This is a genomic window from Pseudomonas sp. PSB18 (assembly GCF_014596565.1).
Classification (GTDB): Bacteria; Pseudomonadota; Gammaproteobacteria; order Pseudomonadales; family Pseudomonadaceae; genus Aquipseudomonas.
The window spans coordinates 675,743-697,370 of the sequence record NZ_NOIN01000003.1 but is presented as its reverse complement, the minus strand read 5'-3'; the positions used below and the strand labels follow the sequence as shown (position 1 = coordinate 697,370).

At 58.3% G+C, this 21,628-nt stretch carries 11 protein-coding genes and 2 pseudogenes; 9 read left to right on the top strand and 4 right to left on the bottom strand.

Annotated elements, in window-relative coordinates; all coding sequences use genetic code 11:
• Position 1: 1 nt before the first annotated feature.
• Positions 2–2,524: a Tc toxin subunit A gene (locus CGA22_RS10865; RefSeq protein WP_041024861.1), complete on the bottom strand. Its 2,523-nt coding sequence runs from the start codon at positions 2,522–2,524 to the stop codon at positions 2–4.
• Between the two features lie 229 nt (positions 2,525–2,753).
• On the opposite strand from CGA22_RS10865, the gene CGA22_RS10860 reads away from it, so the two are divergent.
• Positions 2,754–2,978 (top strand): FitA-like ribbon-helix-helix domain-containing protein, encoded by a 225-nt coding sequence (locus tag CGA22_RS10860; protein WP_084213832.1) that lies wholly within the window; start codon positions 2,754–2,756, stop codon positions 2,976–2,978.
• A gap of 89 nt (positions 2,979–3,067) precedes the next feature.
• Here the strand turns inward: CGA22_RS10860 and CGA22_RS27430 are convergent.
• Positions 3,068–3,667 (bottom strand): annotated as a pseudogene (locus tag CGA22_RS27430) (methyl-accepting chemotaxis protein); the annotation flags it as partial.
• A 306-nt stretch (positions 3,668–3,973) separates the two neighbouring features.
• A pseudogene (locus CGA22_RS27425) lies at positions 3,974–4,954 on the bottom strand (methyl-accepting chemotaxis protein); the annotation flags it as partial.
• A gap of 294 nt (positions 4,955–5,248) precedes the next feature.
• Here CGA22_RS27425 and CGA22_RS10850 point away from each other — a divergent pair.
• From CGA22_RS10850 to CGA22_RS27300, 8 genes are all read left to right on the top strand, one after another.
• On the top strand, positions 5,249–5,920 hold the full coding sequence (locus tag CGA22_RS10850) for a histidine phosphatase family protein (RefSeq protein ID WP_041024875.1): 672 nt from the start codon (positions 5,249–5,251) through the stop codon (positions 5,918–5,920).
• Between the two features lie 23 nt (positions 5,921–5,943).
• Entirely contained in the window at positions 5,944–6,792 is an 849-nt protein-coding gene (locus CGA22_RS10845; RefSeq protein WP_041024859.1) for a phosphatase PAP2 family protein, read from the top strand.
• Positions 6,793–7,504: 712 nt separating this feature from the next.
• Positions 7,505–9,211 (top strand): ShlB/FhaC/HecB family hemolysin secretion/activation protein, encoded by a 1,707-nt coding sequence (locus tag CGA22_RS10840; RefSeq protein WP_188258580.1) that lies wholly within the window; start codon positions 7,505–7,507, stop codon positions 9,209–9,211.
• Between the two features lie 39 nt (positions 9,212–9,250).
• Positions 9,251–18,511 carry a hemagglutinin repeat-containing protein gene (locus CGA22_RS10835; protein ID WP_188258579.1) on the top strand — a complete coding sequence of 3,087 codons (9,261 nt, stop codon included), beginning with the start codon at positions 9,251–9,253 and terminating at the stop codon, positions 18,509–18,511.
• Position 18,512: 1 nt separating this feature from the next.
• Positions 18,513–18,812, top strand: a complete 300-nt coding sequence (locus CGA22_RS10830) for a hypothetical protein (RefSeq protein WP_256223159.1) — start codon at positions 18,513–18,515, stop codon at positions 18,810–18,812.
• Positions 18,813–18,884: 72 nt separating this feature from the next.
• Complete coding sequence (locus tag CGA22_RS10825) at positions 18,885–19,691, top strand: hypothetical protein (protein WP_156996912.1); 807 nt, start codon at positions 18,885–18,887, stop codon at positions 19,689–19,691.
• A gap of 1 nt (position 19,692) precedes the next feature.
• The gene (locus CGA22_RS10820; RefSeq protein WP_156996910.1) at positions 19,693–20,094 is read left to right on the top strand and encodes a hypothetical protein; all 402 of its coding nucleotides are present in this window, start codon (positions 19,693–19,695) and stop codon (positions 20,092–20,094) included.
• Entirely contained in the window at positions 20,091–20,594 is a 504-nt protein-coding gene (locus CGA22_RS27300) for a hypothetical protein (protein ID WP_317451654.1), read from the top strand. The genes CGA22_RS10820 and CGA22_RS27300 overlap by 4 nt, the downstream gene beginning before the upstream one ends.
• A 93-nt stretch (positions 20,595–20,687) precedes the next feature.
• Here the strand turns inward: CGA22_RS27300 and CGA22_RS10810 are convergent, their stop codons facing one another.
• The gene (locus tag CGA22_RS10810) at positions 20,688–21,233 is read right to left on the bottom strand and encodes an RNA 2'-phosphotransferase (protein WP_041022631.1); all 546 of its coding nucleotides are present in this window, start codon (positions 21,231–21,233) and stop codon (positions 20,688–20,690) included.
• Positions 21,234–21,628: the final 395 nt, after the last annotated feature.

The following is a 21,628-nucleotide window of genomic DNA, read 5'->3' as shown; positions in this document are numbered from 1 at the left end:
GTCAGTGACAGGCCGCGATCAGCGCCTCGCCGACGGTGCGCCAGTCCACGGCTTCGCTGTCGGCGTTCAGTGCCGCGGCCTTGAGCAGGAGGCTTGCCGACAGCCCGGTCTGCTGGCAGCAGGCCTGACAGCGCATGACCCAGTCCACGGTTTCCATTGACTTGGCGCGGCGTTCTGGCAGTTGTGCGGTCAGGCAGCTCACTTCTGTACTGTCCCAACTCAGCAGGTTGGCCAACAGGCGATTGGCGCCCGCTTCCGAGTCCTGCTGGTTGGCTAGCTGCAGGTAATGCAGAAGCGGTGTTTCCGACTGCGATAGATGGCGGGCGCAATGACTGAAGCGTTCGAGCAGGTACAGCGTGTGAGGCGTCAGCGTTCCCTGGTTGTCTGAAGCCAGCCACGTAGGGGTGCTGATCAATCGTTGGAGTGTGCCGCTGCTCAAGTGCGATCCCTGGCATGCTTGGGCTGCGCGCAACAGCGAGGCCAGGGACGGGGGCATTTTCCCCGGCGACGCCTTGATGGCGTCGACAATCGACGCAGCGTTGGTGCCGGCCATTTGCATCGCGCAAGGGACGTATTCTGCGGACAAGTCGACGAGGTCGTGCAGCAGGATTTCCACCAGACGCTGCTCATCACCAGGTTTGGCAGCCTCCGCCAGCAGCACCGCCAGGCGCTTTTCCAGGTGTTGATTCAGCGGCAGGTCATCTTCGGCTGTATCGAACAGGCGACACCACTGCATCACGTCACGGTTGTTCTGCTTGAGCCAGTCGACAGCCCAGTCCAAATCCATCAGAACGTCGAGAATGTCGGGGGACGTCAACGGCGTGGCGTTCAGTTCCCCGGTCACCAAGGTTTCGCAGAAGCGCTTTGTGCCCATTACCCGGGCCAGCATCGTGCACTCAAGCGGAGACAACCCGAACATCCGCGCGATGCGGGCCTGGCGATAGAGTGAAGAGACAGTGGGCAGATTGTATCCTAACGAATAACCGTGCTTCTTGATCTGCCTTGCCAGCAACAGCAGCGAATCCTCGGTAATGGCCAGCCCAAGGCCTGCACCGAGGTAACTGAACGTCTTGGGGTCCGTTAAGTCCAGTTGTTTTGTCTGAGGTTGGTCGAGCAATCGGGTGCGATTGAACACCTGGTCGAACAACGGAACGTGCTGACCGCAAGCGGAAACCGGCAGTTCGTACAGCAGCGAAGCGAACTCCTCCGGCGCGATGCCATGGCGTCGGTTCAGATGCCGATAGACGCCCAGCGTGCGTAGGGTATTGGCATTGAGTGTCATCGTGTCGTTGTCTTCCGAACGCAAGGCGCTGACCAGCAGCGTGTCCAGTTCTGCCACTGGAATACCAGTCCAACGGTGCAGCCGGATCATTCGCTGCATGCGGGCGAAACGTTCACGTGACGTACCGCCAAGGGTATTTGCAGGCTGGACAATCGCCAGGGCCGGCGTCGTCTCGGGGCCGTTGATATAACCAGCCCCATAATTGGAATGAGTGGAAGGTGGGCTGTTGTTCGAGGTACGTGGGCGGTGACTGCCTTGCGCCAGCAACTGCTCGACCTGCTCGGTGGTCAATCCGGTGCGTTCCTTGAAGAACGTGAGCTCATGCAGGCGAGCGATCTCTTCAGTACCGTAGTTTTTTTTCAGGACGCTGAGTTCTCCATCCGAACTGGCTGGAGCGAGCAGCAGTTTCTGTTGCTCGGGACTGAGCCCGGACAGCAGTTTTTGTGCCTCGACACGGGATTGCGAAACGCGTCCATAAGCCGAGTCGCCGGGTGAAAACGGCACTCTCAGACTTATCCGGTAATTCAATTCACCCAGCGCCGGTTTGCCTGCGCCCAGCCCTAACAGGCATTGGTGATGATGCAGGTCGTAGGGCAGGCAGAAAGGATAGTGTTCGCTCGACAAGACCTGATGGACGGACTTGCCGGAGCTGGCAAAATGCGTCTCGATGGCGCTGCGCAGGGTGTCATTGACGATGCTAAGCATCGGCTGCGCGACGAAGGCACTCTGGTGATCGAGCATCAGCGTCTTGAGGTCCGGGCGCCGTTGCGCCAGAGGGATCTTGTGGGGTGATGACGATGCGTTTTCCAGTTGCCCGGCAAACAGATACAGCGCCCGCAGATAAGCCACGGGTGAATCGATGGCCGCGATGTCGCCGTCCTTACAGAACTGATCCCAATTCTCCTTGAACAGCGACTGATAGCTGACGGAATGCGACGTCGCTTCCGTCCCAAGGCCGCGCCGAACGCGACGCGGGGCAGCGCTGGCCGATATCTGCTGCTCCTGATACAGGCGGCCGATCTGTTGGGCATAACTCGCAGCGCGGTCGTAGGCCTGTCCGGCATCCACGTCGCAGTGCTTGGCTAACTCAACGGCGAACGGCGCCTTGCCCATGCGCACGATGTCGAAGACCGACTTCAACCCCATGCGCTCCATGGCTGTTCTGAAGCTGGCTTTTACGGTGTTCTCGTCATCGGGGAAGGCGACGAGCCTGTGCAACAGCGAGTCGTTGCTTGCGTCCATGTGTGGTTCATCTCCTGTTCGCACTGAAGGTGCTTATCCAAGGGAAAACCGTACAGGAGCGGTAAAAAAAAATCGGTAGGACGAGGGCGGAGGGTTTGTACGAAAGGGCAATGCGTGACGGGGGTAGGAGCTTGATACGGTGGATAGGGATTATTGTGTAACGATGGCTGGACAGAGTGAGGCGGACCGACCTAGTTTGAAATCAGTAACTGCGTTGATTGAGGACGCTATGACCAGCATTACGATTTCAAATCTGGATGATCAAATAGAGGAACAACTGCGTATCGCAGCGGCTCACAACGGCCATTCCATGGAAAAGGAAGCACTGTTGATTTTGGGGCGTTCATTGTCCAGAACTAATCCGGCTAATCCGGTGCGAAGATTAGGAAGTCGAATTCGAAACAGGTTCAGGGTGTTGGGCGGCGTTGAGTTGGATCTGCCCGCGCGTAATTAAAAGTCCAGGGGAATCTCAACCCGGAACCATTGAATCATCCCCCTCACACAGAGCGCCCGTTTCCCACCGGAAACGGGCGTTTTTCATGATCAAACCCGGAAGTGGCTGACCATCATCTGCAATTGATTGCCCAGTCGCGCCAGTTCAACGCTGGAGGCAGCGGTTTCTTCGCTGGCGGCGGCGGTCTGTTCGGACACGTCGCGCACGTTGATGATGCTGCGGCTGATTTCCTCGGCCACGGCGCTTTGCTGTTCGGCCGCGGCGGCGATCTGCTGGTTCATCGACTGGATGTTCGACACCGTGCGGGTGATGTTCTCCAGCGATGCCCCGGCCTTGCGGGTCAAAGCCACGCTGCTGTCGGTGAGGCTGCGGCTGTTGTTCATCACGGCCGCCACTTGCTGGGTGCCGTTCTGCAGGCCGGCCACCAGGCCTTCGATTTCCTCGGTGGATTTCTGCGTGCGTTGGGCCAGGCCACGGACTTCGTCGGCCACGACCGCAAAACCGCGACCGGCTTCACCCGCGCGCGCTGCTTCGATCGCTGCGTTGAGGGCCAGCAGGTTGGTCTGTTCGGCCACGGCCTTGATCACGTCCATGACGCTGCCGATCTTGTCGCTTTCCTGTTGCAACACGGTCATGGCGTCGGTGGAACGTACCACTTCGCTGGCGAGGCGTTCGATCTGGGCGATGGCTTCGCTGACCACCTGATCGCCGGCGCGGGCTTCGCCGTCCGCCGCGGACGCCGCATGGGAGGCTTCTTCGGCGTTGCGGGCCACTTCCTGCACGGTGGCAGTCATTTCGTGCATGGCGGTCGCGACCTGATCGGTTTCGACTTTCTGGCTATTGACCCCGGCGCTGGTCTGCTCGGTGACGGCGGACAGTTCTTCGGCAGCGCTGGCGATCTGGGTCACGCCATCGCGGATGCCGCTGATGAGATCGCGCAACGTCACGCCCATGCGGGCGATGCCCTGCTGCAGCACGCCCAGTTCATCGCGGCGGGTGACGATAATGTTATGGGACAGATCGCCGTTGGCAATGCGTTCGACCACGACCAGGGTTTCGCTCAGCGGCCGGGTAATCTGTCGCGTGATGATCACGGCGGCAATGATGCCCACCAGCAAGGCGAGCAACGTACTGATCAGTTGCAGCGTGCGGGCCTGGGCGCTTTCGGCGTCGCGGCGGTCGAGCTGGATCTGATACAGCTGGTCGCTCAGGTTGACGATGGTCGCGCCCTGCTCGGTCATTTCCTTGCGCGCCTGCACGGCGTCGGCAGTGGCTGACTTGAAGGCCTGCAAGGCACTGCGGTATTGACTCAGGGCGTTTTCCAGCTGGCGCAGTTCATCTTGACGAGTGCTAGCAAAATGCAGGTTCAGCGGTTTGAGCGAAGCGATGGCGGCGTCCAACTGGCCGACGGCTTTCTGCTCCGTATCGGCGTTGCTGTTGGCGGTATAGCCACGAACTTCATAGCGAGCCAGCATGAACGCCTGCTTCGCCTGGGTGATCGCCTGGAACTGTTCGAAACGTTCGTCGCCCGAGGCCATTTGCGCCACATCGGTACCGATCGCTTCGATCAGTTTGTAGGCAGTTTCGGCGTTGGCGCCCATGGCGTCCCGGGCGGTGTTGCCGGTGCGGTAGGCGCTGCGCATTTTGTTCAGGGAGGTCTGATAGGCGCCGATGGTCGCGCTCTGCTCCTTGAGCAGCTTGACGTTCTCCGGGCTCTTGAAGCTGCTCAGCAGCGCGTTCTGTTGCGCCACGAAATCATCGAGAGTGGTCTGCACATTCTGTGCGACCGTCTCGTCGCCGTTGGTCAGCATGTACTGCAAGCGAGTGACCCGAAGTTTGGTCAGCCCGGCGTTGAGCTGGGTGATGTCGCTCATCCAGTTGCTGCGGTCGATCAGCCCACCCAGGCTGTTCCAACCGGTCACGGCCAGGATGCCGGTCAGGAGCAGCACCAGGCCGAAGCCCAGGCCCAGTTTCATGTTGACGCTAATGTTGCCAAACCAGCTATTCATCAAATTCCTCCAGGAACGTTGTGCTGCTTGATCGTCGGTTGGCTGGAAGTTTGTTGTTGTTAAGCCAGCAAAATAGGGAGCAGGCCTGTATCGGCCATCGGCTTGATATCTGAAAGATTTTTTCCCGGTACTCAGCTATTCACCGAATTTTCAGGCGCGTATATCAAGCTTTTTTTCACATCCATTTCACTGCCTTCCTACGCAGCCATCTCTACTGTCACGCCATTAAATGACTGACGGGTGCCGTCGGGGCGGCTTGATGTGGAACTGAGACTGAGTTTTTTCGGCTTGACGCGCTCGATCGAGACAAGCCGGTTTGCCCGCTACCGAAACGCCGCAGTCGTCCTGGCCGCTGCGCTGCTGGTCATTCCATTGACCCTCTGGTTGCTGAGCCCGGCGGCGGTGCCGGACCTGGCCCATGGCAATGTCGCCGGCGCCCGGACGTTGGCCGAAGGCTGGGCCAAGGGGGAAGTGATCGTGCTGGTACGCCATGTCGAGCGGTGCGATCACTCCAAGGCTGCGTGCCTGAATGATCCTGCTGGCATCACCGACCGGGCCCGTGCCGTCGCGGTAGGTCTTGGTGCCCGGTTCGAGCACCTGGGTCTGGACAACACCGACATCTACAACAGTCCGGCCACCCGCACGGCCCAGACGGCGAGTTACATGTTCAACAAGGTGAGCGCTGGCGACGATTGGTTGATCAATTGTCGGCGAGACCTGTTGCGCAATGCCTTGGCCCACAAGGTGGCCGGGCACAACCTGATCCTGGTGACCCATAGCGAATGCATGCAGGCAATGGAAACCTCGCTCAAGCAATCGACCTCGACGTTTGGCTATGGTGCATCGTTGTTTGTTTCCACGGCCGAGCCGCAAGCGCCTCGGTTGCTCGGCTTTATCGAAGCGTCTGACTGGCGCTCGGTGACATTCAAGTAACTTTCCCACGGTTAGGACAGCCCATGCTGACGTCTGCTCGCTCCCGTTTCTACGGGCTCAATCTCGGAATTCCCCTTCTCTGTGCCGCAGTGGTGTTCCTGCTGTTCGACATGACCCGCATCGACATCGCCATCAGCGATTTCTTCTACGATCCCGTGCACCAGGTGTTTCCTTTGGAGCATGTGCACTTGTTCGAGAAAATCACCCATAAGTGGGCCAGGGTCATTCCGAATTGGACCGGCGAAGTGGCCATTATCGGCGCGCTGTTGTCGTTTTTCTGGCCTATATTCAAGCCGGAAAAACGCCCTGGGTTACTTCGCCTGTTGGATAAGCTCAGGCTGAGCAAGCCGCTGCGTTTTGCCCACAAGCACCGTCGTGATTTCCTCTATGTCGTCTTCGCATTTTCCCTCAGTACCGGGGTCATTCATTACCTCAAGGGTCATACCAGCGTGTATTGCCCGGTGGAAACCACCCAGTACGCCGGCAAAATCGAACACAAGGAGTGGTATCAGAACTTCAATCTGTTGAAAGTCGCCGGGGACGGTCGCTGCTGGCCCGGCGGTCATGCTTCGGGTGGCTTCACGATGCTGGCGCTGTATTTCGTTGCACGTCGTTACCGCTGGCGATACTCGAAAGCGCTGATGTATGGCGCGCTGACTTTGGGGTTTGTCTATGGCACAACGCGAGTCCTACAGGGATGGCACTACATGTCCCACACATTTTGGGCGGGAATCTTCGTCTGGTTGAGTTGCTGGCTGATGGCGTTGGCGTTCTATGGGCGCGCGGCCTTGGAACAACCGGTAGCGACCAAGGCTTCATTGCAGGGTACGAAAGACATGCCCGAGCTGGGTGACGCACAGTCCTGCGCCTGAATCGCAGGCAAAAAAAAGCCCGCGGGAGAGCGGGCTAAAACCTTAGTTTCTTGAATGAGCAAGGGGACTTTACCGAATCACGCGAATGCGTAGGGTGAAGAAAAGTTCATGCGATCTCTCGCCATGACCTTTCCTTGGTACAGGCCTGTCGAAATCCCCTGTGGGAGCGAGCCTGCTCGCGAAGGGGGACTGACATTCAGCACTGATGTTGACTGACACCCCGTCATCGCGAGCAGGCTCGCTCCCACAGGGAACTGTTGTGAACGAAAATCCGTGTGTCGCCCTGGATCCCTTGTGGGAGCCGAGCTTGCTCGCGATGACGGAGTGTCAGTCAACATCTTTATTGAATGTACACACGTCATCGCGAGCAAGCTTAGCTCCCACAGGTTCGGTGGTGTTTGATCTCTCGACAACTCCGTGGCGAGGGAGCTTGCTCCCGCTGGGCTGCGCAGCAGCCCTTCTTTGTGGGCTCCTCTAAAGTCGAGGTTTACGACGCGTCTTGTGAGACGCGTCTCTTTTTTTAACAGAAAATTCCCTCCCCCTTGAACCGAAATCGATATGCAGGGTCTGGTGTGCGCGTGGTTTTGCGCATCAGCAGCGCGAGTGATTTTCGAAGCAGCCAGGAAGGTCTGGCCCCTTCGAAAACAGCACTGGAGACCTGTCTTCGGTCAGCTCGCGAGCGTGCTGTGACTTCCGTATCGAGGGATCGAACATGTTCTCACCCGCCCATTGGGCGAGGTTGTGCCTGGCTTTGCTGTGCCTGTCTCCGCTTACCCTGGCTCACGCCGCTCCCACCCCCGGTGAAACCGACCTGATCCGCGAACGCCAGAACCGTTTGCTCGAAGAGCAGCGCCGCCGTCTGGAAGAACTCAAGGATTTGCCCGGCCAGGAGGCGAAACCGACCCAGCCGACCGCGCCAGCCGATACCCGTTGCTTCCCCATCCAGACCATCGAACTCAAGGGCGCCGACAGCCTTTCGGCCCGTGAGCGCGAGCGGCTGCTCAAGCCCTACATCGGCCAATGCCTGGGCGTGCCCCAGCTCAACGAGCTGCTCAAGGTCATCACCGACCACTACATCGAGAAGGGCCTGGTCACCAGCCGTGCCTACTTGCCGCAGCAGGACCTGTCCAGCGGTCACCTGCAGGTGCTGGTGGTCGAGGGTCGGCTCGAAGGTTTGAAAGGCGCCGAAAACAGCCAACTGTCGAAGCGTGAATTGGCCATGGCGTTTCCTGGCAAGACCGGCGAGCTGGTCAACCTGCGGGAAATCGAGCAGATGGTGGACCAACTCAACCGCCTGCCATCGAACCAGGCGCAGATGGAGCTGACCCCCGGCCAGAACGTCGGCGGCAGTGAAGTGCTGGTCAAGAATACCCCGCAAAAGCCCTGGCGCGCCGGGCTGTCCCGGAGCAACGACGGCCAGCGCAGCACCGGTGAGCAGCAGTGGGGCACCAGTTTCGAGTGGGACAGCCCGCTGGGTTTGGCCGATCAGTTGATGCTGCGCGGCGGTCATGACGCGATGAGCGATCACCAGCACACCTCGCGCAACGCCATGCTCTATTACAATCTGCCGTTTGGCTGGTGGAACGTCAGCTACACCTACAGCCAGAGCGAGTATCGCTCGCAGATCGCGGCCAACGGTTTCAACTTCAAGCAGAGCGGCGACAGCCAGAACCATCAGTTGCGGGTCGAGCGCGTCATCCATCGCGACGCCCTGAGCAAGACCTCCCTCAACACCGGCCTGGCGTACCTGCGCAGCAACAACTTCATTGAAGACAGCAAACTCAGCGACAGCAGCAATCGCATCAGCGAGGCGCAGTTCGGCATCAACCACGGCCGTCGGGTCGGCAGTGCCTTCGTCAACCTGGACCTGGGTATGCAACAGGGCATCGGCGCCTTCGATGCCCAGGGCGACCATGGCCCGGGCCGCGGAGTGCCGAATGCGCGCTACCGCAAATACACCGCCACCGTCAGCTACCTGCAACCCTTCCAGCTATGGGGCGAGTCCTTCAGCTTCAGCAGCCTGATGACCGGCCAGCGCAGCGAGGATGCGCTGTTCGCGCCGCAACGCATAAGCCTGGGCGGGGAGTCTTCGATACGGGGTTACAAGGACCAATCCTTGGCCGGCGACAGCGGTGGCTATTGGCGCAACGACCTGCGCTGGAGCCGCCCGGTGACCCTGGAATGGCTGCGTCCGGTATTTGCCGAGTACGGCACCAGCCTGGGGTATGACCAGGGCGTGATCAGCGGGACCCACTACAACGGCGATCAGCACGGGCGCATGTCGAGCAACTCGGTGGAGCTGTTCGCCCGCGGCGAGCACCTGAGCGCCAGCGTGACCTTTGCCCACTCCCTGGAACGTCCGGTTGCCCTGACCGAGCGCGAAGCGCCGATCTATTTCCGCGTGGAAGCTCTTTTTTAAATTCTGCCCTTTTAAATGCTGTAGCAACGAGACCTGATCATGGACGACCGCCAATACGCCTTGCTGGCCCGCCAACCTTCTGCGGCCCTGAAAACCCGTGACCTGTTCTGGGGCATGCCCAAGCGCGGCCTGGCGTTTTTGCTGGCTAACGTCATGTTCTGGCAGCCGATGTGGGCTCAGGCCGACGGCATCGTCGTCAGTGCCCCGGGCACCAGCCTCGGTCAGGCAGGCAACGGCGTGCCCATCGTCAACATCGCCACGCCCAACGGCAGCGGTCTGTCCCACAACCAGTTCAAGGACTACAACGTCGGCAGCAACGGCGTCATCCTCAATAACGCCACCAACCCGGCTCAATCCACGCAACTGGGCGGGATCATCCTCGGCAACCCTAATCTGAAGGGGACGGCGGCCCGGGTCATTCTCAACGAAGTCAACGGTGGCAGCCCCAGCCAGTTGCGCGGCTACACCGAAGTGGCGGGGCAGTCGGCCCACGTCATCGTGGCCAACCCCTACGGCATTACCTGCAACGGCTGCGGTTTCATCAACACCCCGAAGGCGACCCTGACCACCGGCAAACCAGTCATTGAAAACGGCCAACTCCGGAGCTACCAGGTTGACCAGGGCAGCGTCACCGTCGAAGGTGCGGGTCTCAACGCCACCAACGTCGACCGCTTCGAAATCATCACCCGCAGCGCCAAGATCAACGCCGAGATCCAGGCGAAAAACCTGACTATCGTCGCCGGCCGCAACGACGTCGACGCCGCCACCCTCAACGCCACCGCCCGTGCCGACGACGGCAGCGCCAAACCGCAGCTGGCCATCGATTCCTCGGCGCTGGGCGGCATGTATGCCGGGGCGATCAAACTGGTGGGCACCGAGGCCGGTGTCGGGGTGAAGCTGGACGGTAAATTGATCGCCAGCGGTGGCGATATCCAGCTCGACGCCAACGGTCATCTGAGCCTGGCCCAGACCGCTGCGGCCGGCGCCGTCAACGTCAACGCCGCCAGCCTCGACGCCCAGGGACCGGTCTACGCCGGCACTGCATTGACCGTGAAAACCCAGGGCGACCTGACGAGCCAGAACAACCTGGTGGCCCGCGACAGCATTCGTCTGGACAGCGGCGGCACCCTGCACAACAACGGGATCATCGAAGCCGGGGTCAACGCGGACAACACGCGCAATACCAGCGGCGACGTCACCCTCACGGCCAAACAACTGAACAACGGCGGCAAAACGGTCGCAGCCAGTCGCGATCTGACGGTGACCACGACCGATACGTTGAACAACCAGGGCGGTACGCTCAGCGGCCAGCGCAAGACCACGGTCACGGCCAAGGTCGTGGATAACCGCGCCAAAGGTCGCATCCTGGGCAATACCGAGGTGAACGTTAAGGCCGATCAAGTGCTCAACGGCAGCGGCGGCCTGATCAATAGCCAGGACGTTTTGCAAGTGACGGCGGGCCATCTGGATAACAACGCCGGTGAACTGTCGAGCCTGAACACCGCGACGCTGGTACTCGGTAGCCTGGACAACCTCACCGGCCTGGTGATGACCGGCAAGCAGCTGGATATCACCGCGACCGGCGCGGTCAACAACCGGGGTGGCGAACTGTCGACCCAAGGTCTGATGACCCTCACGGCGGGGAGCCTGAGCAATCGCGACAAGGGCACCATCGCCGCCAACGGCAACCTGCTCGTGACCGCCACGAAAGGGGCAATCGACAACGGCAACAATGGCCTGATTGCCAGCCGCAACGCCGGGTTGACGGTGACCGCCACCAGCCTCGACAACGCCAAAGGCACCCTGCAGGGCAAAGGATTGGTGACGGTCGACATTGCGGGCGACATCGATAACCAGGCCGGCTCGATCATCGCCCAGGACGCGAACCTGAATGTCTTCGCCACCAACCTGGACAACCGCGGCGGTGTGCTGTCCAGCGTCAAGGCTGCGCTGGAGGCGCAGGTCAGCGGCGTGCTGAAAAACGGCCATGACCTGAATGGCCAGGGCGGCACGATCCAGGCGAAAGGCCTGACCCTCGAAGCCCTCGCCGGGCTGTTCAACGACGGGGGACGCATCGCGGCGCAGGCTGGGGATGCCGTGCTCGATACCAGCAGCGCCCGTTTCGACAACAGCAACGGCGGCCTCTATGCCAGCGGCAAGGTGAAGGTCGACGCACTGAACCTGGACAACAGCCACGGCCAGATCAGTGCCGGGCAGATCGATCTCAACCTCAACGGTATTCTGGACAATACCCAAGGCATCATCGAAGGCGACAACAGCCTGGATGTCCTCGCCGCCAGCCTCGTCAATCACAACGGCCAACTGCGCACTTTGGGCCGCAACAGCACCACCGTGTTCTCCATCGGCGGCCTGTTCGACAACAGCAACGGCACCCTGGAAACCGTCAGCAACGACGTCGGCTTCACCCTCGGCAGCCTGAACAACCAGAGCGGCAAGCTGCGCCACATCGGTGCCGGCGCATTCGGCCTGAACCTCACGCAATTGGGCGCAGTCGGCGGCAGCCTGGTGACCTACGGCACCTTGGTTCTCGATGCCGACAGCTGGACCAACAGCACCTCGATCCAGGCCGAACACCTGACCGTCAACGTCAATCACCTGACCCAGACCGCCACCGGCCAGTTGCTCAGCGCCAACAGTTTCAATGGCTCCGGGATCGACTGGCGCAACGACGGCCTGATCGGCAGCGATGGCCTGATCGATGTCCAGCTCACCGGTCAATACGCGGGTAACGGCCGCTTGAGCAGCCTGGGCACCTTGGGCCTCAAGGCCGCACTGATCGATCTTGAGGAAAACGCCAGTGTCGCCGGCGGTGGGAATACCACGGTGCATGCCGACGGCGTATTCAACAACCGTGGCCGCGTGACCTCGGCGGCGGGCATGAATGTCACGGCGCAGGGCATCAATAACCAGGGCACCCTGGGCAGCGCCGGATTGCTAAGCGTTGGCACCGGTGCATTGCGCAACGAGAACGGCCTGATCTTCAGCGGTGCCGACATGGCCCTGAAGGTCGACAGCCTGACCAACACCCGCGCCGACATCTACAGCCTGGGCAATCTGAGCATCGACCGTGACGGCCTGGGCACATTGGCTTCCAGCATCGTCAACAGCTCAGGTTCGCTGCAAAGCGACGGCAACATGAGCCTGGCCGCTAGCACGATCCAGAACGTGCGAACCCTATTGACCACCCACGACGCCGGTATCTACACCGCGTCGATCACGGAAGTCGCCTGCATCGAAGGCGTCAACGCCGGGGATTGCAGCGGCGGCAAGGAAAACCACGTCTGGCAGATCATCCAGCGTGACAAGTTCGAGGTCACCGCCGCCAGCGCGGCCTCCAGCATCACCTCCGGCGGCAACCTGAATATCCGGGCCGGTGACCTGACCAATAGCAGCAGTACCATCGGCGCGGGCGGCGCCCTCACCGCCAACCTCGTCAGCCTGAACAACATCGGCATCGAAACCCACGACACCGAAACCTCGCGCACCTTCGTGTCCGAGCGCACGCGCAGCCCCGGTGACTGGCGTACCCTCGCCGATACGTTCACCAACAAATATTGGTTCCAGAGCCCTGGCTACAACACTGCCAATCTCGGCGGTCTGGAAGCTGATATGAGCCGCTTCATCGGCATTACCGAACGCGAGCTGCCGGAGCTAGGCAGCAGCCGGTCCCTCTCCCACGATACCCAGACCTACGCCGCGATCATCCAGTCCGGCGGTGCAATCGATATCCGCACCCAGAGCAACGCCAACAACAGCGTCATCCGGGGTGGCTACAACTACGTCGGCGCCGGCCCGCGCACCGACACCGGCGCCGACGGGAAATTTTCAACCCGCATCACCGTCAACCAACAGCTCTCGCCCGACCTCGCCCAACAGCAAGTCAACCCGGTGACCCTGCCCGGTTTCGACCTGCCCACCGGTCAGAACGGCCTGTTCCGCCTGAACGAAGGCACCGGCACCCCGACCCAGGGCAGCGGCCTGACCCAAGTGCGCGGCCTGCCGGACCGCTCGTTCCAGGCCAACCCGCAAAAATACCTGATCGAAACCAACCCGGCGCTGACCGACATGCGCCGGTTCATGAGCTCGGATTACCTGCTGTCCAACCTGGGCTACGACCCGGACGACGCCGCCAAGCGCCTGGGCGACGGCTTCTACGAACAACGCCTGATCCAGCAAGCCGTCATCGCCCGCACCGGCCAGCGTTTCCTCGATGGCCAGACCTCCGATGAAGGCATGTTCAAGTACCTGATGAACAACGCCATCGCCAGCAAGGACGCCCTCAACCTGTCCTTGGGCGTAAGCCTGACCGGCGAACAGGTCGCGGCGCTGACCCACGACATCGTCTGGATGGAAAACCAGACGGTGAACGGCCAGCAAGTGCTGGTGCCGGTGCTTTACCTGGCGAACGCCACCCATCGGCTGGCGCCGAATGGAGCGCTGATCCAGGGCAGCGACGTCACGTTGATTGCCGGTAAGAACCTGAACAACGCCGGGACGTTGCGGGCGTCCAATAATCTGGTTGCCAGGGCTAACGACAGCCTGGTGAACAGTGGGTTGCTGGAGGCGGGGAATCGGCTGGATGCGTTGGCGAGTAATGATCTGACTAACCGGGCGGGTGGGGTTATTTCTGGCCGGGATGTCAGCGTTGTTGCGCTTGCGGGGGATGTGACCAACGAGCGGACTGTCACCCGTCATGCCAGCAGCACGGGCTACAAGACTGAGCAGCGGGATTTCGTCGACAGCGCGGCGCGGATCGAGGCGAGTCATGACCTGAGCGTGGGTACCGGGCGCGATCTCAACAACGCGGGCGGCGCGCTGAAGAGCGGTAACGACACCACCTTGCGCGCTGCCAGGGATCTGAAGATTACGGCTGCCGAGCAGGCCGATAGCAACCGGTTGGGTAACCGATATCGGGATCAAACCATCACCCAGAACGGTTCCAGCGTCACGGCTGGCGGTGATCTGAACGTAACGGCCGGACAGGACCTGAGGGTTGTAGCAAGCAACCTCATCGCCCAGACCGCTTTGGCGCTGAGCGCCGGGCGAGATATCGCTATCGAGTCCGCCGCCAACGAAAGCCACCGTTCTTCGCAAAGCAAAAAAATCAAAAGCAGCAACGACCTGGTTCGCCAGCAGTCCTCGGTTGTCCAGTCGGGCGGGAATCTAAGCGTCCAAGCGGGGCAGGACCTGAGCCTGGTCGCCAGCCGCCTGAAAGGCGCCGGGAATGTTGCCCTCGATGCCAGTCGAGACATCAATCTCTTGTCGGCAAAGGACGAAACGGCCGAGTTCTATTCGAAGAAAAGCAAAGGCTCCTTTGGCCGCAGCAAAAGCGAACAGCGGGAAAGTTACGACAGCACCAATGTCGCGTCGGTGGTCGAGGCCGGACAAGACCTGACCGTCAACACCCGCAAAAACGCCAATGGTGGCATGAGCATCAATGGTGGGCGCGATGTAACGGTCGTTGGCAGCCAGCTCAAGGCTCAGGGTGACCTGATGCTGGGGGGCACGGGTGATATCGCCGTGCTATCGGGGGTTGAAGAGCACGGTTCCTACAGCAAGAAGACCAAATCGGGTTTCCTCGGCCTGTCCAAAAGCGGCAAGAGCGAACTGAAGACCACCGCGTCTCAGGTCGCCAGTGAACTGGACGCAGGCAACGATGTGGTGGTGGCCGCCGGCAACGATCTACGTGCGCGGGCCAGCCAAACCACCGCTGGCAATGATGTCGAGCTACGTGCGGGGTTGGTCAATAAAGAGGGCGATATCAATCTCGTCTCTGCCAACGACACTGCTTATAGCCGTACTGAGGAATACAAGAAGAAAACCGGGCTTTCGGTTTCGGGTGGGTTCTTGTCGTTTGCTTCGGCCAAGGAGGCGGGGCGAATAGCGCAGAGCAGTACCAGTGTGGGCAGTCAGGTGACGGCGGATCGTGACGCGATGCTGCAAGCAGAGCGCGATATCAATCTGATTGGCAGCGGTATCGATGCCGGGCGTAACGTCAGCCTTAATGCCGGACGTGACGTCAATGTGGCCGCGGCGAGAAACGAAAACTCCGAGCAGCAATGGTCCAAGGAGAAGCAGTCGGGTATAGGCGTTTCCAGCGATGCCAATGGAATCAACTTCTTCGCCGGTACCGATAGCGTCAAGGAAAAGGATCGCCTCGAACAGCAGACAGCTGCCGTCAGTCGGATCAGTGCGGGCCAGGACGTTGCCATCAACGCCCTGCGCGACATAAACCAGACCGGTTCCGACCTTCGCGCCACGCGTGATATCGACCTCACGGCTGGTCGCAATATCAACATCGATGCCGCGCGCGAAACCCAACTGACCGAACAGGAACGCGAAGCCAGTCGTAACGGGCTTGGCGTGTCTTTCAGTCACAACTATGGCCGCACCAGGGATGCGGTCAGCGGCGCGGGGAAGGGTGAGAACGGAGTCAGCAAGGCTTCCAGCACCCTCAAGGGCATTGATGCCGTCACCCAGTTCGTCAACGGCCCGACGGCGGACGTCAAATTCGGCAACAGCACCCAAACCAGTAGCCAGCAGGTTATCGAACAGACCAATCGAGCGTCGACGCTGGATGCGGGCAATGACGTTACCCTGGACGCTGGCAACGATGTCATCGTCAAGGGCGCTCAGCTACAGGCCGGACGTGACATCAACATCAAAGGTCGCGACGTCACGCTGGACGTGGCAAAGGGCAGTGTCACCCAGGAAAGCAGCGAGCGCCAAAGCTGGAGCGGTATTCATGGTGGCACCAGTGGCGGCCTCAAGCTGGGCGTGGGTGGCAGCTACGGCTTAGCCACCGGGGATGGCGTCTACGGCAGTTCGACGCCGACCCAGGTCGCTGCCGGTAGAGACTTCAATGTCGATGCCAGCCATGACATCAATCTGGTTGGAACCCAGGCCAAGGCCGGGCGGGATATCGCGCTTGATGCCGGCAATGACCTGAACATCCGGTCGGCGCAGAACGACAGCAACAGCGAAAACAACCGCCACAATGGCGGTGGTGAAGCGGGCCTGACGTTCGGCTCACAAGGCTTCGGCGTCTACGTCAGTGTGAACATTGGCAAGGGCGACCTGGAACGTGAAGGCAAGCGCCAGCAAGAAGCCTACCTGTACGCCGGAAACCGACTGGGCTTCGACAGTGACAAAGACACCAACATCACGGGCGCCACGTTGCGTGGCGATGAAGTCGTTGGCCGCGTTGGCGGCGACCTGAATGTCTCCTCGGCACCCGACACCGGCAAAGTCAAGGGTAAGGAATTCGACCTCAGTGTCACAGCCACCTTTGGGCCGGGTGCTGGCGTCAGTGGATCGGTGGGGTATGGAAAGACAACCGGTGAGACTAATTGGGTCGAGCAGCAAGCCAGCATCACCGGCAAAAACAAGGTCGACATTCGCACCGAAGATCATACCCAACTGGACGGTGCTTTGATTGCTGCCGACAACGGCAACCTCAAACTGGACACCGGGACCCTGGATTTCAGTGACATTGCCGGTAAGGACAAGGAGCACGGCTATTACCTGAACGTCGGCGGCAGTTACTCCGCTGGCAGCAGCGGCGAAACCACCCAGGACCCCAGTCAGGTCGGCAAGGGCAAGGAAGGAGAGAACGGCTGGAGCGTCAGCGGCTGGGAGTATGAGAAAGACCGTGAGCAGATCGTCAGGGCCACGGTGGGGGCTGGCGAGATTGTGGTGCGTGATGACGCCCGGACCGGAGCTGATTCGACCACGGGGCTAAATCGGGATGTGAGCAAGGCCTACGAGATCACCAAGGATGATGAGTCGCGCACTGATTTGTATGTGACCAAGTCTTCGCTGGAGGCGGTGGGCGATGCTTCGGGCACCCTGCATGCCTGGAAAACCAGCATTGAAAAATATCCGGAGAACAGTCAGAAGGCCTACAAAGAAGCCCTTGAGCTGATTCAGGGACCGGTTCGATCCGCTGAACAAGCCTGGAACAGCATCCAGGCGCAGAGGGTTTCGATTGAGGAGGTGCCTGCTTCGGCCCGAGCTGCGTTGGGGGATGAGGCTGCGCTGAATATCGCGAAGAATCTCGTTCGAAATGGTCGGGATCCTGGCGAGATTAAGGATCTGAAGTCCGAGGACGTCGCTGTTATCCAGAGTTTCGCGAAGCGATTCTCGGACTTCGCCAAACTGCAAGAGGCCTGCGACGTCACAGGAGGCTGTGCACCGGGCGATCCTAGCGACAAGCAGCGTACTGCTGCCATCTACAAAGACGTGGATGGCACCTTGAAGTTCAGATACGTCACCGACGTTCAGGTAAACACCCCTGGCAGGAAGTTGCTGCAAGAAACAGCGAAGCTGCAAACCTATCTGGATGGCCTTCCAGTTGAGCAAGCGCAGCTCTTGGGCTTGGGAATTCAGGCCGTTATGGGCCCCGGCAAGATGGCGGTCGGTCTGGCTGGCAACGTGGTAGTCAACAAACTGTTTGGCGACAAGATCGCTACGGCCAAGGATTCGATATCGAAATCGATTGCCAGCGAGCTCAGCGGCAAGAACAAGAATGACCTGGAGGTTAGCGACAATCTCTTTAAGGTTCGCTACGAACAGGGCCGGGATGAGCAGAAGGGAGATGTGTATGTTCGTGGCGCAACGACGCTACTGAATATCGCCTTGGGGACGGTTACGAATGCGGCGGGTGCGGCGACAGGTAAGGTTGTTGGTGTTGTAGGGAAAGGGCGTTCGGATGGTATAACGGACGGTGCCGATGGGCTGGGAAGAGGGCCGATAGATCCTGATTGGGATAAGAAGTTTGGGGACACGCCGTCGAAGGGGTGGGTGGAGCCGGGTGGTCCAAAAGGTGGCGATTCTAGTGGTTTCAGTGGCGGTAAACCAACTATTGTTGATGATCCATATAGCCCGAATGCTGTTACTGAAAGGTCTAGCGTAAATAGAGATTATTATGGTCGGGAAAATGCCGCCGATGAGTTTTCTGCTGGTCTTCCAGACTATGCAACGCATTCAACAGCAAAGAGCTATCAGTCAACGGCGCCAAGAGATCTGAACGAGCAGACTTTGTGGAACAGAGTGACAGAAAATCCCTCTGCCGGTCGTGATACAAAACTAGCGGGCGATAAAGACTTCCCGCGGAGTGAGGGATGGAGAAAAATGGAAGTAAGTCACCGTCTACCTAGCGGAGAAAATATAACCATCCACTACCAGTACAACTCCGTAACCGATAAAGCATACGATATGAAAATTACTACGCCGCAACAGCTGCCCCCTGTGCTGCAGCCAGGTAGGACTATTGAGTGATGTGGATATGATTATTCGAGAAATTGGGCGAGAAGAGCCTGTACAGGTGTTTGGGATTTACTGGATAGAGAACGAGCGTTTTTACTGGGTCATCCCTTATGATGGCTACGGTGGCCTGATGGCACTCAGCGATAGAGACGTCGATGTTCTTGACTCTTCTTTGTCAAGTGATCTCATCCTTTGTAAGGATGGGGGGGGAGGGGACATGATTCTGCATTGGGCAGCGGAAGATTTGATTGAAGAACTTGTGGAGCGTGATCCACTAGCAATGGATGAGTTCTTAGAGCGCATAAAAGGCTGATGGTGTAAAAGGAACTGCTAATACCGCATTGAAGCTTGGCAGAAAAAGGGGACGGATTTATTTAATTTTGTGGTGAAAAATAAATCCGTCCCCTTTTTTGCGGGAGTTGTGTATGAACAGTGGCGTCAGTACGGCCAGGAACAGACAGGCCAACATTCGAGCGAAATTGCCAACCTGTCGAGCTATGAATCAGACGTAGAGGCCGCTGCTCAACGGTTATCGGTTCTGGCAGGGAAAGGGATCGTGACTGTTTCGCCGGAGCTGGATGCGGCGATGCTGGTGATGCCGGGCGCAAAGGCTGCGAAGACGGTTCTTGAGACAGTCCTTGAGAGGATGGCTGCCAAGAAGGCGACAGCAGGAATTGAATCAAGCGGAGCGGCGAAATCTGGTGAATATGTCTCCGGCAAAGATTGGGCCGGTATAGCTGACAATGAAGCAGGTATCCCCGGCAGGTCGCTAACAATTGTCCCAGGTAGATTCTCTACTGAAATTGATCTGGCCTTGCGATCAGACGTTACGGGGGAGATTTTGGAGGGCCAGGTGGGTAGGGCTTTAAGCGACAGGGGAGTACTCTTGGATTACCAGAGTAAATTTAGATCTGGTTTTATCAACGGCAATCCCATCGGTATCGGAGAGATTGATGCTGAAACTCCCCGCTTTATCATTGAGGTGGCCAGCAGCCCGAGACCAGGAAAAATTGAGCAGTTACAGAAATTGCAGAATAATACTATCCTCAACCCTGATCGTAAGGAAGTTATTCTGTTTGCACCAAATGTGGTTAAACAGCAGCAGATAAAAGCCTATGAAAAAATCGGCATCAAAGTGGTGAATAGCATTGATCAGTTACTCGACTATGGAGCGAGTAAAGGGGGGCTGTAGTATGAGTGGTTCAGCTGCAATTCTATCTAATGCTCAAATTGGGGAAGACGAATTTGCTACTTTTCTGAAAGGGATAGGTGGTGTTGTCAATGCAGGAAAACGTACTCGTGGGACGATTAGTCATGGCGAGGCGACCTTGTATTTGGCGCTCCTTAAGTATGAGCAGTTCGTGGATTTTTATGGCGAGCAAAGTATCCTTGATTGGGAGCGCATGCTCGGTGGGCGTCCTGAAACCATGATCGAAGTTCAGCTTGGTCACTCTAGGTCCTCAATGAAAATGTGCTTATGGTTGGTGGTTAGATTTGGAGAGGTGTGGAATTGTATTTTGGATGATGTCGATTCTAATGGGGTCTCTTATCTAGAAGTTTGTGAGCGATACTTGAGCTCTGTAGATGGTACATGAAATGTAACAGGGGTTTAGGGCAAAAAGAGCAGAAACGGGGCAGGCCAGGTTTAAAATTCGATCTGCAATGCAGAGCGAAGAGGGCGGATATATTTAGAGCAAGAGTAGAAAAGGGGGCGGATTTATTTAATTTTGTGGTGAAAAATAAATCTGTCCCCTATTTTACTCCACAGTCCCTTTTCCACGCCGGAGTTCTTGTAATGGTTAGTCAGGATTTTGATTTGCTAAAGCAAATATTTGAGTTGATTGATTCAGGTATTGTCGGCGGGTATCACTCGTTTATTTATGAGGTTGAAGTTGGAGGTGGCTGTATGGAGGCAGAATTGACGGTAGAAAATGGCGTGGAGTCAACTGGTGCTGAGGTGGATTTTGATAGCTTTCTAATTTTTGACCTGGTTGAGCAGCTAAAAGAAAATGCTGTTCGTCGGGGTGAAGTTTGGAATTCATTTGTTATGAGTTATCGCCAGGACGAAAGTGTAAAGACGAAATTCAAGCACTAGGCGCGAGGAGTAGAGTACGGAGAAAGAGGGCGGATCTATTTAATTTTGAGGTGAAAAATCCGTCCCTGTTTTCTCTATGTTTTTTGAAATGACTCACTCTGAAATCAAGCTTGCTGGCACATGGTCCGTTAACCAAACCCCATTTTCGGCCTGGAAGAACTTGAAACCCAGTTGGTGCATTCGAAGGGCGTCAACTTTCAGTACCACAGGCTTTCCGTAACGCTGCCCAACAGCAATAGCCGTTTGCATGTCCTGCGACAGATGCACATGGTGACGGGAGCCTGGAATCAGTCCTTTTTCCCCGATCGACTCCAGAAAGCGCGTGGCGGTGCCATGGTAAAGAAGCTCCGGAGGTTCTTTCTCTACATATTGAAGACTGACGGTACCGGTTGAATGCCCCTGTACGGCGCGAATGCGCAGACCGTCGTCGGAGAGGCTGAAGCGCTTTTTATCACTGCTGCTAACGACGGCTTGGATAAGATCCCTATCCAACGGGCGCCCATCTTCAGCCGCACCGGCTATCAAAGATTCGATATCGGCCCAGCCTTCGCTGTCCAGTTGCAAGCCAATCGCTTGTGGTTCATGCCTGAGGACATAACTAAGAAACTTGCTGGTCTCGTTGAGTCGCTTGGTATCCATACTGCTTGAAGCCTCAATGTCATTCTTTGAGCGGGTGGCAACTGCCCATCCTGGATTTTTCAGAAATGGTCACAAGGGTGAGCGTGTCCGTGGTAAAGCGCCTCGCCATGCCGACGTAGCCTATCTCGTTTGTGTCGCGTTGTCCGAGATAGCCATATGAATTGGCAAAGTCGAAGAGAACGAAACACTTTGTATAAAGACCTTTCCCATTGACTTGCAGGACATTTCCTAGAAAATCCCAACCCCTTGCGCCTGCCGTTTTCGGTGCCTAGTCTTCGTCCACCGCTGCCAATTCAGCGGTCGGGTTTAGTCGCTCGGTATTCCGTTAGGCGCAAGGTCTCCTTGAAGTCAGGCTACAGTGTTGTCGCTGATTTTATGGTGGCTGTGCGCAGGGC

Excerpts from the sequence above, each read along its gene's own strand:
- CGA22_RS10865 (WP_041024861.1), bottom strand. The coding sequence starts at position 2,524 with ATGGACGCAAGCAACGACTCGCTGTTGCACAGGCTCGTCGCCTTCCCC.
- CGA22_RS10860 (WP_084213832.1), top strand. The coding sequence starts at position 2,754 with ATGACCAGCATTACGATTTCAAATCTGGATGATCAAATAGAGGAACAA.
- CGA22_RS10845 (WP_041024859.1), top strand. The coding sequence starts at position 5,944 with ATGCTGACGTCTGCTCGCTCCCGTTTCTACGGGCTCAATCTCGGAATT.
- CGA22_RS10840 (WP_188258580.1), top strand. The coding sequence starts at position 7,505 with ATGTTCTCACCCGCCCATTGGGCGAGGTTGTGCCTGGCTTTGCTGTGC.
- CGA22_RS10835 (WP_188258579.1), top strand. The coding sequence starts at position 9,251 with ATGGACGACCGCCAATACGCCTTGCTGGCCCGCCAACCTTCTGCGGCC.
- CGA22_RS10820 (WP_156996910.1), top strand. The coding sequence starts at position 19,693 with ATGAGTGGTTCAGCTGCAATTCTATCTAATGCTCAAATTGGGGAAGAC.
- CGA22_RS27300 (WP_317451654.1), top strand. The coding sequence starts at position 20,091 with ATGAAATGTAACAGGGGTTTAGGGCAAAAAGAGCAGAAACGGGGCAGG.
- CGA22_RS10810 (WP_041022631.1), bottom strand. The coding sequence starts at position 21,233 with ATGGATACCAAGCGACTCAACGAGACCAGCAAGTTTCTTAGTTATGTC.